We start from the raw sequence: 13,251 nt of genomic DNA on the forward strand, positions 1-13,251 counted from the left end.
CGAAATAATATCGCAAAACAGGTTTTAAAAATTCTCTGTTTTGTACAAAAATTAATTAGTTCCCCAAGGGGGTTCTGAACAGTTACGTTTTTTTACATCTCTTCTGACATGTCCTCATCCGCATATGCCTCTGTCGGCACTTCCGGAATATCAAGCTCTGAACGATTGGTCCGCACAACATCATAACATTCTCTCAGGGAATTAACCAGACCATCATACTTGGTTGTATAGCTGTCTAAGGTGTGACCGATAATGCTCTCTGCATTGGCTAACAGGTCATCCGTGTACTGAATGGCTCCGATACGGATACTGTTGGCATCTGCCGTGGCATTGTCAAGAATCTCCTGTGCCTGCTCTGTGGCCGCTGTGACGATCTCGTTCGCCTGCGCATAGGCCTGCTGCATGATCTCATGCTCACTGACCAGCTCAGTAGTCTGAACCTGTGCATCCTCCATCAACGCCTCCGCCTTCGCCTGCGCGTCAGCCAGAATAGCATCTCTGTTGCTGATAATCTTCTGATATCTCTTTATCTCATCAGGGGTCTTCATACGAAGTTCTCTCAACAATTCATCGAGATGCTCCTTATTTACAATAATCTTAGTAGTGGACAATGGCTGAAATTTACAATCTCTGTCAATGTACTCTTCGATCTCTTCGATAATCTGTTCGATACGACTACTCATACTCATACTCTCCTTTTGCCTTGTATTTTATTATGTAACTCTCCGACTACCACTTCCGGCACAAATTGTTCAATGTCTCCCCCAAAAGCGGCAATCTCTTTTACTGTAGTAGAACTCAGATACGAGTAGTCTATACTCGTCGTCAGGAACATGGTCTCAACGTTAGGTTCTAATTTATGATTTGTCTGTGACATCTGCAGTTCATATTCGAAATCCGTAATTGCACGTAAACCACGAATAACAAGGCGAGAATGTGTCTGCCTTGCAAAATCAATCAGTAATCCCTCAAATGGGACTACACTGACATTCTGAAACTCTTTTGTTGCATCTTTTAACATTTTAACACGTTCTTCCACAGAAAACAACGGCATTTTTGCATTATTATTCAACACTCCAATAATTAATACATCCACTATTTTTGAGGCTCTTTCTATGATGTCCATGTGTCCGTTCGTAACCGGGTCGAAGCTTCCCGGATAAATTGCTCTAAGCATTAAGATTCCCTTCTTTCCATCTCGAGAAAAACGTGTTTATTCGTCTTGTATTTTTTTTCTTTTATCAAAGTAAATCCCATATCCATCACGTAATCAAACGAGGTGTCCAGAGATGCCTCCACAATAATCAGGCAGTCATCCCCCAGCAGATCCGAGCCCGCCAGATACGTGAGCACCTGTTTTTCCAGTTCCTGCCCGTATGGCGGATCCATGAAAATATAATCAAACTTTTTGCTCCCGTTCAGCCTGTGGAGGGCCGTCAGCGCATCGGTAGACATAGGCACCGCGCGATCCTCCAGCCTGGTATGCTCAAGATTCGCTTTGATACACTCCATTGCCTTCGGATTCTTCTCCACAAAAACCGCCTCACCGGCACCGCGGCTCAATGCCTCGATTCCGATTCCGCCACTTCCCGCAAAAAGATCCAGAAACTTTGAATCACAAAGATATGTGGAAATCATGTTAAACAGGGTTTCCTTGATCCTGTCTGTTGTTGGTCTTGTCTCTGTTCCGTCCAGTGTTTTCAGTTGTAGTCGTTTTGCACTGCCTGCAATCACGCGCATCCTTCATCCCCCATTTTCCCGTACATATCTTTTTCTTCGCTAAATTCTAACAGAAAAAAGCGCTCAGGTCAATTCCCAAGCGCCTTTTTCTGCTATTTGTTATTTGCCTGCCATCTGTTTTTCCTGCTGTTCAATCATCTTCTTGACCATATAGCCACCGACTGATCCATTCTGTTTGGAAGTCAGATCACCATTGTAGCCGTCTGATAATGGTACTCCCAATTCGCTTGCGACCTCGTACTTGAACTTGTTCAATGCACCCTTCGCCTCAGGTACCGCTGCCTTATTAGATGAACTTGTCATGATAAACTCCTCCTTCTTGTAACGTTTTTTATTTTGTTACAACCATAGTATATGGAGAATATCGACTTTTACCCTAGAAGTAATTTCATTTTCTGACATTTTTTGTAATTACAGAATTTCTGGCACAGTCTGATCACAATGCTTTCATATTTTTTTCGGCATCTCGAAGGTGCGGAGCTGACTGTTGAGTTCCATGGCATGCTTCACTCTCGCAAGAACGACCTCTTTTATCAGCGGTTTTGTAATGTAATCGTAAGCTCCCGCCTGAAATGCCTCCACCTGATCCTCTGCACTGTCGTTCGCTGTCATTATAATGATCGGAATGGAACTAACACTGCTTTCCGCCTGACAGAATTTTAAAAAATCAATCCCCGACATCGCTTTCATATAATTACCCACCAGAATCAGTCTGACCTTGCTCTTATTCTGGTGGAGATACGCAAGTCCGTCTTCCGCACTCGCCTCCTGTTGTACATAATATTCCTCACAGAAATATTCATTGATGATTGCCCGGTTGGCCTCATCATCATCAATCACCAGAAGCGTGACATTATGCTTTGGCGACGTCTCCTCTGTTTTTTGAGAGTGCAGTGCCGCTCCGCCGTCTGCATAGATATATGTTTCTTCATATTCCCCCTCTGGAACCGGTCTGGAATAATAATAACCCTGAATGCTGTCACAGCCGACGCCCTCCAGAAAATCTCTCTGTTTTCGGGATTCCACGCCCTCCACTGTAACCGACATTCCCAGCCAATTGGCCATCCGGATAATGGAGGCAAGAATGATCTCGCCTTTTTCCATCTCCCCGTCCGCCGACAGGAATTTCATGTCGATCTTAAGAATATCCACTTCGATGGATTTCAATGTATTCAGCGAGGAATATCCACTTCCAAAATCATCCATCAAAATCGTGAAGCCGGAGCCCCGCAGATCATGAATGGTCTTCTCCATCAATTCTGTGTTTGACATGTAGGCACTCTCTGTCACTTCCAGCTGAAGCAGTCCCGCACACAGATTATACTTTTCAACCAAATCCTTCAGTAATTTTACAAGGTTCGGATTGTACAGACTGATTCTTGAAATATTGACCGAGACTGGATACGGCTTTCTTCCGTCGTCCAGCCATTTTCGAAGCAGCTGACAAGTCCGTTCCCAAACGTAGTAATCCAGCTTTGCTATGAAACCGTTCTTTTCAAAAACCGGAACAAAAACCCCCGGGGAGATCAGTCCCTTCTGTGGATGTTTCCACCGGACCAGAGCCTCCGCCCCGCAGATGCTGTCCGTTGCCACCGTGAACTTTGGCTGCAGATACACCACGAACTGTTTTTCATCCAGCGCAGTCTGCATCTCATTGGCTATCGCGATCTCATTGGAGACCTGTTCTCCGATTGACTCATTATAAAACGCCAGATTTTTTTCAAACTGATTTTTACACTGAACCGACGCCATCGATGCACGGATGTAATACTGTTCAACATCCCTGGACGTGTCATCGATCAGACATGCGCCAACGGACATTTTCAGTGAATAGTCTCTCCGGAAAGCACACAGCTCTTCCTCCGCAGCGTTGACCCATTTTTGAAGCAATGCTTCATCGCCCTCGTAGGATGCGCAGACACAGAAAACATCCGCATTCATCCTTCCATATGTGCAGAGCCGGTAGCGTCTGGACTCTTTTTCAACGATGGATGCCATGTAGCAGAGAAGTCTGTCTCCCTCCTGCTCACCGAAAGAAGAGTTAAACAATGCAAAATGATCAATATCGATCCGTAGAAAAATAAATCGGGTGTCCGGATACTTCTGCAGCATACGGCTGGTGTCCTCATACATTTTAGAACGGTTGTGCAGCCCGGTCAGCTGGTCGTGCTCTGACATATGCTGTATCTGCTCATACATCGAGACACGGCTACGTGCGATTGCATTTTTGAGTCTGCTCAGCAGTATATTCGGCTTGTAGGGCTTTGTCACGAAATCCCATGCCCCTGCATTCAGTGCCTTCTGTTCCGCCTCTGATCCGGATTCCCCTGTCATTACAATGATCGGAAGATCCTTCATCTTCGCCTCACGCACGCGGTCCAGAAACTCATAGCCGTTCATCACCGGCATCACAATATCCAGCAGAACCGCCGCTATCTGCACCTCTTTTTTATTGAGGAACTCCCATGCCTGCTCACCGTTCGCAGCCTCGAGAACCGTAAATTCTACAGAAAGCATTTTGTGTAATATTTTTCGATTGATTGGTTCATCATCCACAATGAGAACCGTTAATTTTTCATTCATATTCATCCTCTTTTTTCATCACACGGCTCATGTTGTTCTGATAATTGCAATGAATCAGATTATATTTTCTCTGCCATATATTCTTTTATTATACACGAACTGCAGCTTTCTTTCCACAAAATATAGCAGTTTTTTCACTTATGAAAAAGCATCGCCTTACTGTTCACTCCTGTTTTGAATGATTTTCCGGTCTATAACACACGCAGATTATTTTCTTTCATCAGCCTTCCCGCAATTTTATCCGGCATCACCTTGAGCATATAATCGGCCGCCTCATTCGCCTGCTGCAGGATTTTCGCGTCCTGATAGACATCGCCCAGGCGAAAGTCCATCAGCCCACTCTGCCGTATTCCAAACAGATCACCGGGACCGCGCAGCTTTAAATCCTCCCCTGCAATGAAAAATCCATCGTTGGAATGATTCAGAATTTCCAGACGCTCTCTGGTCTCTTTTGATTTGGACGCACTCATAAAGATACAGTAGGACTGATGCTTTCCTCTTCCAACCCGTCCGCGCAGCTGATGGAGCTGTGCCAGGCCAAACCGTTCTGCGTTTTCAATCAGCATGACCGTGGCATTCGGAACATCAATTCCGACCTCGATAACCGTCGTGGACACAAGTATCTTGATTTCGCCGGCACCGAAACGTTCCATGATATCGTCTTTCTGGCTCTGTTTCATTTTGCCGTGCAGATAGTCCACACAGATTCCACTCCCCAGTTCTTCCCGCAGCCGATCCGTATAATCGATGACATTCTCAGCCTCCATGTTCTCGCTCTCTTCCACCATCGGACAGATCACATAGCACTGTCTTCCCTCAGCCACCTGTCTCTTCATAAAGTCATATGCTGTTCTCCGATAGCCGGTATCCACCACGCAGTTTTTAATTGGAAGCCGGTTGGCGGGCAGTTCGTCAATCACAGAGATGTCCAGATCCCCATACAGAATAATCGCCAGTGTCCGCGGAATCGGCGTGGCACTCATGACGATCACGTGGGGCATCTCCCCTTTCTGTGACAGCTTTTCTCTCTGCTTCACCCCAAAACGGTGCTGTTCATCCGTCACTACGAGTGCCAGATTGTGGTAGATGACCTTCTCCTGAATCAGCGCATGCGTCCCGATGACCACCGATGCCACGCCGCTCTCAATCTCCTCATAAACAAGCCGCTTCTCTTTCGCTGTCATAGAGCCAGTCAGAAGTACCGTCTTCAGCGGAACCCCATATTGGGCAAACATCCTGCCAATGGACTCATAATGCTGCTTTGCAAGCACCTCCGTCGGTGCCATCAATGCACCCTGATAACCGTTCAGTCCGGCATGCATCAGAGCCAGCACCGCAATGATCGTCTTTCCAGATCCCACATCCCCCTGAATAAGGCGTGACATCGTCCGCGTTCCGTTCATATCCTGTCTGATTTGCTGCCACACTTTTTTCTGGGCTCCCGTCAGCTCATAGGGCAGTTTTTTCTGAAACACATCCATCTGCGGCTTCTCCAGAAACACGAAATGATTCTCCGCAACTTCGTTGCTCTCCTTCAGTTGGCGCAGTCCCAGAATAAAGTCAAGAAACTCCTCGAACACGAGGCGTTCCCTCGCCACATAAAAGCTTTTTTTATCCGTCGGGAAATGGATTCCTCTGACAGCATCCTCATATCCGACCAGATGATATCTTTCCCGTAATGTTTCCGGCAGAGTGTCCTGCCGCGGCGGTGCCACCTCCATAGCCTGATGAACCGCCTTTGTGACGGCATTGTTGGTGATTCCACTGGTCAGTGGATAGAGTGGCTGCAGGGTATTCTTCTTTAATTCATACTGAGCACTCGGGTAAAATATCTCCGGATGTTCCATCACAAGGGTACCTTTCCGATTCCGGATTCTTCCCCGCAGTGTGATTACGCCGCCCTTTCCAAGTGTATTGCGCAGAAACGGCATCCGAAACCAGATGACCTTCAATGTGCCTGTCAGATCCTTCAGATACAGCGTCGTGACCTGCATCCGATTGCTGCCGCTGATCTGGATTCTCCCGAAGATTGCTCCGGTGACGGTACAGACATGGTCTTCCTCCACCTCACTCACCGGAACTGCCTCTTCGTATACATCATATCCTCTCGGGTAATAGCGCAACAGATCTCCAACCGTGTAAATCCCCAGTTTTTCAAACAGCCGCTGTGACTTTTCCCCGATTCCTTTTAATGCGATAACTCCAGAATTTTGATCCATCTCCATCTGTCTTCCCCCCGATAGTCAGAACAACCGCACAACGGAATCTGCTCCCATGTGCGGCTGTTTTTATAATTTATGTTTTCCTTTTATCTGGCGGATACTTGAAATCCACCTTGCTGCTTACGCATAATATTTTTTCAGACTGCGTTGTTTACTCTACCGACAGTACATAATAGTAGATTGGCTGGCCGCCACAGTGGCAGTCCACGTCGGCATCCGGATAAAGCTTCTGAACCTCGGCTGCAAAGCGTTCCGCCTCCTCCTCCAGTACATCCTCACCATAATAGAGACTAATCAGCTCTGTATCTTCGTCGACCATCTCAGAGAGCATATCTCTGGTTGTCTTCTCAACAGACTGCCCCACAGCAACGATGCCCTTGTCGCTGATTCCCATGATGTCTCCCTCATGGATTTCTTTGTCATCAATACGGGTATCCCTGACCGCATACGTAACCTGTCCGGTCTTCACATTGCCGATTTCTTCGTTCATGGTCTCCTCATTGGTATCCACGTCCGCCTCCGGCATATAGTTGATAATCGCTGTAATCCCCTGTGGTACCGTCTTGGTCGGAATCACGATGATATCTTTGTCCTTCACCAGGTCTCTCGCCTGATTTGCAGCGAGAATAATATTCTTGTTGTTCGGCAGGATAAAGATATGATCTGCATTCACTTTATCAATTGCGGTGAGCATATCCTCCGTACTTGGATTCATAGTCTGTCCGCCCTCGATAATATAATCAGCTCCCAGTTCCCGGAAAATGTCATTCATGCCCGAACCGATTGACACAGCGATGAATCCTACCGGTTTCTTCTCCGCTCTCGCTTCTTTTTCTTTCTGTTCAGCCGCAAGCTTTTCTGCGTCACGAATCAGTTTTTCCTGATGCTCCTCACGCATATTATCAATCTTCATGCGTGACAGCTGTCCATATGTCAAAGCTTTCTGAATCGCAAGTCCCGGATCATTGGTGTGAACATGAATCTTAACGATGTCCTCATCTGCCACACACACGATAGAGTCACCGAGGGATTCCAGATATGCCTTAAATTCTTTTTCATCCGCGAATGTAAATTCTTTGTCCGTCATGATGATAAATTCTGTACAGTAACCAAATTTGATATCTGTCTGTACTTCCGCTGAGACTTTGGTCATGCTGGTTCCCGCGCTGGCCGCAATCGCACTGTAATCCACATCTTTGCCCTGAAATGCATCGTATGCTCCAATCAGAACCTCTAACAGTCCCTGACCACCGGAGTCGACTACACCGGCTTCTTTCAAAACAGGCAGCATGTCTGGTGTCTTCGCCAGAACTTCTCTCGCATGTTCGATGACTGCCGGAATGAACTCTTCTAAATCATCCGTTGTCTCTGCCAGCTCCAACGCTTTGTCAGCGACGCCTCTTGCCACCGTAAGAATTGTTCCCTCTTTCGGTTTCATAACGGCTTTGTAAGCAGTCTCTGTCGCGCGCTCACACGCTGCCGCAAGTGCTGCCGCCCCAATTTGCTTCTCTTCCCTGACGCCCTTCGTAAATCCACGGAGTAATTGAGAAAGAATAACGCCCGAATTTCCTCTTGCTCCCCGGAGCGATCCTGATGAAATTGCCTTACACAGTGTCAGCATGTCCAGTGATTCGATTGAACTCACTTCTTTTGCCGCAGACATGATGGTAAGTGTCATGTTTGTTCCGGTATCTCCGTCAGGAACCGGGAACACATTCAATTCATTGATAAATTCTTTCTGTGCCTCGATATTGGCTGCTCCGGCCAGAAACATCCGGGCTAACATCTCAGCATTTATAGTATTTGTTGCCACTTTTAGTATCCTCCTTAGTCAATTACTCTCACACCTTCGACAAAAATGTTGATCGTATCAACCGACATGCCTGAAAATTCTTCTACTTTATACTTTACATTGCTCACTAAATTATCCGATACTGACGGAATATTCACTCCGTAAGATACGATCACATGGAAATTCAGGGTAATACGATTTTCCTCAGATATCCCCACCTGAATGCCATGAGTCAGGCTCTCCTTCTTCAGCAGTCTGACAAGTCCATCTGTCACACTGACTGCCGCCATGCCGACAATTCCAAAACACTCTACTGCAACCGAACCTGCATATTTTGCAATCACTTCCGGGTTGATAGTGACAATTCCCATATCCGTACTAATGCTTCCTTTCATATATCATTACCTCCGATTTGATTTATCATATTAACAACACATGTATTCCAGCCTGTCACCAGCCCGTGGCTGATGGCAACACACCTGTGTGACTATTATGCATAATTTGTCTCACAAATTATACATGGCGATCCCCTCGTCACGATTTGGCTTCGCAGAACGGCCACCTCCGGCCCTGCCAATCTCTCATCAGACCATAACTATGCCTTACGCACTTCGTGCATACGTGGCTTTGATCGTTTCACACCCCAGATCATATTTGCCGTATGTACCTCATGCATACATAACTTCGATCACTTCATAATCCAAGTCATATTATACATTGTTTTCCCCAGAAATACAATATGGAAGTACACATACTCCGGTATCCTTCGCCCCACATTAAAAAAGCACACTGCTTTCACAATGTGCCTTTTACATTTTCATTTACGCTCTTTCAACTTTGCCGGACTTCAAACAATTTGTACAAACATACATCTTCTTTGTAGCTCCACCTTCTGTCTTAACGCGAACAGATTTTACATTTGATTTCCACATCTTTGGTGTTTTTCTATGAGAGTGACTAACGCTGTTACCGAAATGAGCACCCTTTTCACAAATAGCACATTTTGCCATGATATTGCACCTCCTTACGTTCCTCAATCTGCTTGAGAACTTTCTTTATCGTCCTATATGGACTCACAACATGCTTATTCTATCAGAAATAGACATGTTTTGCAAGCACTAATTTATTTTTATCTAAATAGTTTTTATTTTATTTGATTAAGACAGCCAGTCCAAGCGACACCATATACTGTTTAAACAGAAAACAGCAGATCACGATACTCAGCACGATTGCCAACAATATAAGTAATGTTTTTTTCAATTGTTTTCTCCTAACTTATCAATCACCTGTAACACAAGTACACCGGCAACTCCATCCCCATGCTATTCTCACAGTATATTTGTTCCGCAGTGCACTAGCAGCAAAATAAATTGTAACCCAGTACCAGGCAGATGCAGATGATAACAATTCTCGCAAACACGTTTGAAATCAACAGCCCCACAAGTATCCCGAGGGCGATGCAAACCAACATAAAACCGATCAGTCTTTTCACTTGGATTCTCGCTTACCCAGGTAGTTATTATATTATATGCCGCAGTTTTCGAATCATTCTACCGTTTCATCATCCGCGGAGTTAAGAATGTCCATCACATCCTCCTCCGTCACCTTGTCTTCCTTCCGGGTGGAGAATTTATTCACCACATCCGGGACCATATCCAGAATCTTGGTCATCGTATCCTGATTCTTGATATTGACCAGTCTGGTAGACCCGTCCTTAATAACCAGTACAGCACTCGGCGTCATCTTTCCGCCAATACCGCCTGCGCCCTTGTCCTTTTTGTCTCCGCTGAATGCCCCTGCACCGATTGCAAAGGAAACATCAACAAGTGGAACAATGATGGTGCCGTCTATATGAATCGCATCTCCGACAACTGTCTTGGTGGAAATTGTGCTGTTCATTCCCTGAATCAAAGATTCCACCGTCGTCTTAAAATTATTGTCTGCCATACTTTTTTCCTCCTTGAACGCTCTTATAATTTAAAATTTCTGACATCCTTATATGTCCTTCTGACATTTTTATCCCATAACAAATTCCAACCGGCAATCACCACATAGATCACTCGAAATATACCGCGTACCGACACGTCTCCCTCCAGCACCTGCTCTTCGAAATCAGGCGTCAGATTCATGTTTTTGCCGACAAACGGATAGATCATAGCCGCCCCCGCCAGAATCTGCCCTGTAAGGCAGGGATCTTCAAACCCAAAGTGTGCATTCAGGCGAAACCGCTTCGGCAGCAGCCGCTTCAGGAAATGCTTCACTTCCCTCCACGCACGCTTAAACGCAGACTGATGAACTTCATCTGTCAAAAATTGTTCCAGTTTGTCTTTCTTTTCCGTCAATGCTTTTATATTATCACAAATCTTTTGGAATGTATATTTTATCTTTTCAATAACTGCTGCGATTTTGTCGCAAATTGTATGCAGTATCGAGACTATGGTTTTCTTTTCTTTTCCGGCAGATGCCTTCGGCTCTCCGGACTGCTGTTCCTCCGTCAATGCTTCTTCGGGCGGCTGTTCTTTCAGCTGCGGCCCTTCCATTGGTACCTCTTCCGACTGCTGTGCTCCAGGCTGCGGTCCTTCCATTGGTATCTCTTCCGACTGCTGTGCTCCAGACTCCGGTGTTCTCACTTCCGTCGCCTCCAGCGTTTTTTCTTCCAGCTCCCGCAGATTTTCCTCACCCGGTATTTTTTCTTCCGGTTCCGGCAAATCGTTCATCTGCGCCTCAATATACTCCGGTTCATCCAGAATGTTGACTGGTTCTCCGTCATACTCTTCCTGCGCCTGACCGGCCGTTCCTTCTTCTTTATTCAGTCCCAGCCATGCAATTTTAATCTGCCAGACCAACTGGCGATCCTTATACACCACATATCCCCGGACAAGATGAAGCAGCCAGGAGAATTTGATGCGGCCCTCCAGACTGGCCACGTCACCTGCGCACCGTCCGTCAGCTTTGTATCGAACCGGCACCAGAAGCACAATTCCAATCAGCAGAAGCAGCAGACCAAGTATCACCAGTATAATAATCCCTATAATTTTTAAAATCAAAAACAATATATGTAGCATCGCTCACCTACTTCTGATCAAAATAAAACGAACATTTACAATTGCTTAAGAACGTTCATATTGGTTCTGTCGTTCTGAAATATACTGACGTATATCGGTTCCCGCCGTCTTTTCATACACATCCCGGGTAATTTCCTCCACCAGATACAGTGCATCCTCATATCCCCTCGCGATTCCCACCACCATCAGGGATTCCGGCGAAAAGATCTTCTGCTTCAGCAGCATGGAATTATAAAATTCCAGCTGTTCCTGCGGATTTGCCGCCAGAGTGATCACATAGATATCCGGCTGCAGCTCATTGCTCACAAGCTTTCCGAGTATGCGGCTTTTCTTTCGTTCCAGGCTTTCGCTGACATATAAATATCTGTATATTTTGATGTTCATATGGCACTCCCCTTTCCGCTCTGCTGCAGATCTTATGCACGCTGCGTTTGTTCCAGCCTGCTGACAATTATTCTACCATACTTCGAAGATTCCGACAAATAGATCCGCTATTTTAGTAATAGTAAGCATCCAGAATCTGCTTTGCGATCGGAACCGCTCGTGCGCCAGTGTCTCCGTCATAGCCTTCTACGATCACGCTGATCACCAGCTCCGGGTTATCTACGTTTGTAAATCCGATGAACCAGGAATGACTCTTCTCCGGATCATCGCTGTACTCTGCCGTTCCGGTCTTTCCCGCCACCGTGTAGTCCGCGCCGCTGAGTGCCATGGCTGTCCCCTCATCAACTACAGCCCTCATGTACTCCTTCAGCTGTGCCGCCTCATCGGAAGACATAAGCTGCTGATAAGATTCTGGCATATTTTTTTCCACTTCGGTTCCTGCCGCATTGGTAATCCGGTCAACAAGATACGGCTTCATCAGCATTCCGCCATTTGCGATAGCACTGGTGATCAGAGCCATGTGATACGGGCTGACCTGTGTCTCGCCCTGTCCCATGGCTGTCATCATCATTTCTGCTTCTCCCGAAGCCTCCGAGATCGTAAAGCTGCTCTTCGAATAATCAAGATCACATGGGAGTTTGGAATTAAACAGCAGTTCTTTCGCTGTTTTCGCATAGGACGTCCGGTTCAGGGACAGACCAATATTTGCAAAAGAGGAATTGCAGGAATTGGCAATCGAGCTGCGCAGATCCTCCAACCCGTGTACCGTACTGTCAAAACAGTGAATTGTCGTATCACTATAGGTAATCTCACCCGCACAATCATAGGTGTAGTCTCCGTAAGCAGGATTCTCCCGCATGTATTCCAGCGTCGTCACCACCTTGAATGTGGAGCCTGGCGCATAAGACCCCTGTGTTGCACGGTTTAAAAGCGCACTGTTCTCATCCACATTCAGAGCATCCCAGTTCTCAGTGACCGTATTCGGATCATAACTCGGGCTCGACAGCATAGTCAGTATCTTTCCGGTTCCCGCCTCCATCACTACAACAGCACCTTTGTTGGCACCGAGGGCATTGTAAGCCGCGTCCTGAAGTTCGGCATTCAGAGTGGTCACCACCGTGTCCCCCTGATTCTTCCGGTCCCGAAATTCATTGACCAGCTTCTCCACAAAAAATGTATTCGAAGTCAGCAAATTAAAATTTTCAACCGATTCGAGTCCGGTTTTTCCCTGATCGGTATACCCGACCACATGTGCAAATTCCGCTCCGTAGGGGTAAACTCGGGTCTCGTTTCCCGCCTCATCGACCTGTGTCTCCGCCAGAATATTACCGCTCGCATCCACGATATTTCCGCGCAGGATCCGTTCGGCCTGGGAATCCAGTCTGGTATTGTACGGGCTGTTGACGATCTTCGGTCCTGTCACGACATTAAAATATACAATATAACTCATCATTCCCAGAAACAG

General features: G+C 46.4%; 13 protein-coding genes. All 13 read right to left on the reverse strand.

The genetic code is table 11. The annotated features are described in order from the left end of the window. Positions 1-92 precede the first annotated feature (92 nt). Positions 93-683 (reverse strand): ATP synthase subunit B family protein, encoded by a 591-nt coding sequence (locus BUB85_RS00025; protein WP_073103439.1) that lies wholly within the window; start codon positions 681-683, stop codon positions 93-95. A gap of 2 nt (positions 684-685) precedes the next feature. Beyond that, positions 686-1,177 (reverse strand): pantetheine-phosphate adenylyltransferase, encoded by a 492-nt coding sequence (gene coaD, locus BUB85_RS00030; protein WP_073103441.1) that lies wholly within the window; start codon positions 1,175-1,177, stop codon positions 686-688. Beyond that, positions 1,177-1,740: a 16S rRNA (guanine(966)-N(2))-methyltransferase RsmD gene (rsmD, locus tag BUB85_RS00035; protein ID WP_073103443.1), complete on the reverse strand. Its 564-nt coding sequence runs from the start codon at positions 1,738-1,740 to the stop codon at positions 1,177-1,179. The genes coaD and rsmD overlap by 1 nt, the downstream gene beginning before the upstream one ends. A 99-nt stretch (positions 1,741-1,839) precedes the next feature. After that, positions 1,840-2,046: a small, acid-soluble spore protein, alpha/beta type gene (locus BUB85_RS00040; RefSeq protein ID WP_073103446.1), complete on the reverse strand. Its 207-nt coding sequence runs from the start codon at positions 2,044-2,046 to the stop codon at positions 1,840-1,842. A gap of 141 nt (positions 2,047-2,187) precedes the next feature. Continuing rightward, positions 2,188-4,323 carry an EAL domain-containing protein gene (locus BUB85_RS00045; RefSeq protein WP_073103448.1) on the reverse strand — a complete coding sequence of 712 codons (2,136 nt, stop codon included), beginning with the start codon at positions 4,321-4,323 and terminating at the stop codon, positions 2,188-2,190. A 191-nt stretch (positions 4,324-4,514) separates the two neighbouring features. After that, the gene (gene recG, locus BUB85_RS00050; protein WP_073103870.1) at positions 4,515-6,542 is read right to left on the reverse strand and encodes an ATP-dependent DNA helicase RecG; all 2,028 of its coding nucleotides are present in this window, start codon (positions 6,540-6,542) and stop codon (positions 4,515-4,517) included. Between the two features lie 154 nt (positions 6,543-6,696). Then, entirely contained in the window at positions 6,697-8,358 is a 1,662-nt protein-coding gene (locus BUB85_RS00055; RefSeq protein WP_073103451.1) for a DAK2 domain-containing protein, read from the reverse strand. A 14-nt stretch (positions 8,359-8,372) separates the two neighbouring features. Continuing rightward, positions 8,373-8,732, reverse strand: coding sequence for an Asp23/Gls24 family envelope stress response protein (locus BUB85_RS00060; protein ID WP_073103453.1), 360 nt, complete (start codon positions 8,730-8,732; stop codon positions 8,373-8,375). Positions 8,733-9,158: 426 nt separating this feature from the next. Then, entirely contained in the window at positions 9,159-9,347 is a 189-nt protein-coding gene (gene rpmB, locus BUB85_RS00065; RefSeq protein ID WP_073103455.1) for a 50S ribosomal protein L28, read from the reverse strand. A gap of 535 nt (positions 9,348-9,882) precedes the next feature. Then, a complete protein-coding gene (locus BUB85_RS00070) occupies positions 9,883-10,284 on the reverse strand; it encodes a GerW family sporulation protein (RefSeq protein WP_073103458.1) in 402 nt (133 codons plus the stop codon). 23 nt (positions 10,285-10,307) lie between these two features. After that, the gene (locus BUB85_RS00075; RefSeq protein ID WP_073103460.1) at positions 10,308-11,402 is read right to left on the reverse strand and encodes a DUF2953 domain-containing protein; all 1,095 of its coding nucleotides are present in this window, start codon (positions 11,400-11,402) and stop codon (positions 10,308-10,310) included. A 45-nt stretch (positions 11,403-11,447) separates the two neighbouring features. Continuing rightward, on the reverse strand, positions 11,448-11,786 hold the full coding sequence (locus BUB85_RS00080) for a hypothetical protein (protein ID WP_073103463.1): 339 nt from the start codon (positions 11,784-11,786) through the stop codon (positions 11,448-11,450). Between the two features lie 112 nt (positions 11,787-11,898). Beyond that, a complete protein-coding gene (locus BUB85_RS00085; protein WP_073103873.1) occupies positions 11,899-13,236 on the reverse strand; it encodes a peptidoglycan D,D-transpeptidase FtsI family protein in 1,338 nt (445 codons plus the stop codon). Positions 13,237-13,251 lie beyond the last annotated feature (15 nt).

Origin of the sequence: Hespellia stercorisuis DSM 15480 (assembly GCF_900142165.1) — a bacterium.
Classification (GTDB): domain Bacteria; phylum Bacillota; class Clostridia; order Lachnospirales; family Lachnospiraceae; genus Hespellia; species Hespellia stercorisuis.

Excerpts from the sequence above, each read along its gene's own strand:
- coaD (WP_073103441.1), bottom strand. The coding sequence starts at position 1,177 with ATGCTTAGAGCAATTTATCCGGGAAGCTTCGACCCGGTTACGAACGGA.
- BUB85_RS00085 (WP_073103873.1), bottom strand. The coding sequence starts at position 13,236 with ATGAGTTATATTGTATATTTTAATGTCGTGACAGGACCGAAGATCGTC.
- rpmB (WP_073103455.1), bottom strand. The coding sequence starts at position 9,347 with ATGGCAAAATGTGCTATTTGTGAAAAGGGTGCTCATTTCGGTAACAGC.
- recG (WP_073103870.1), bottom strand. The coding sequence starts at position 6,542 with ATGGATCAAAATTCTGGAGTTATCGCATTAAAAGGAATCGGGGAAAAG.
- BUB85_RS00025 (WP_073103439.1), bottom strand. The coding sequence starts at position 683 with ATGAGTAGTCGTATCGAACAGATTATCGAAGAGATCGAAGAGTACATT.
- BUB85_RS00060 (WP_073103453.1), bottom strand. The coding sequence starts at position 8,732 with ATGAAAGGAAGCATTAGTACGGATATGGGAATTGTCACTATCAACCCG.
- BUB85_RS00070 (WP_073103458.1), bottom strand. The coding sequence starts at position 10,284 with ATGGCAGACAATAATTTTAAGACGACGGTGGAATCTTTGATTCAGGGA.
- BUB85_RS00080 (WP_073103463.1), bottom strand. The coding sequence starts at position 11,786 with ATGAACATCAAAATATACAGATATTTATATGTCAGCGAAAGCCTGGAA.
- BUB85_RS00075 (WP_073103460.1), bottom strand. The coding sequence starts at position 11,402 with ATGCTACATATATTGTTTTTGATTTTAAAAATTATAGGGATTATTATA.
- rsmD (WP_073103443.1), bottom strand. The coding sequence starts at position 1,740 with ATGCGCGTGATTGCAGGCAGTGCAAAACGACTACAACTGAAAACACTG.
- BUB85_RS00045 (WP_073103448.1), bottom strand. The coding sequence starts at position 4,323 with ATGAATGAAAAATTAACGGTTCTCATTGTGGATGATGAACCAATCAAT.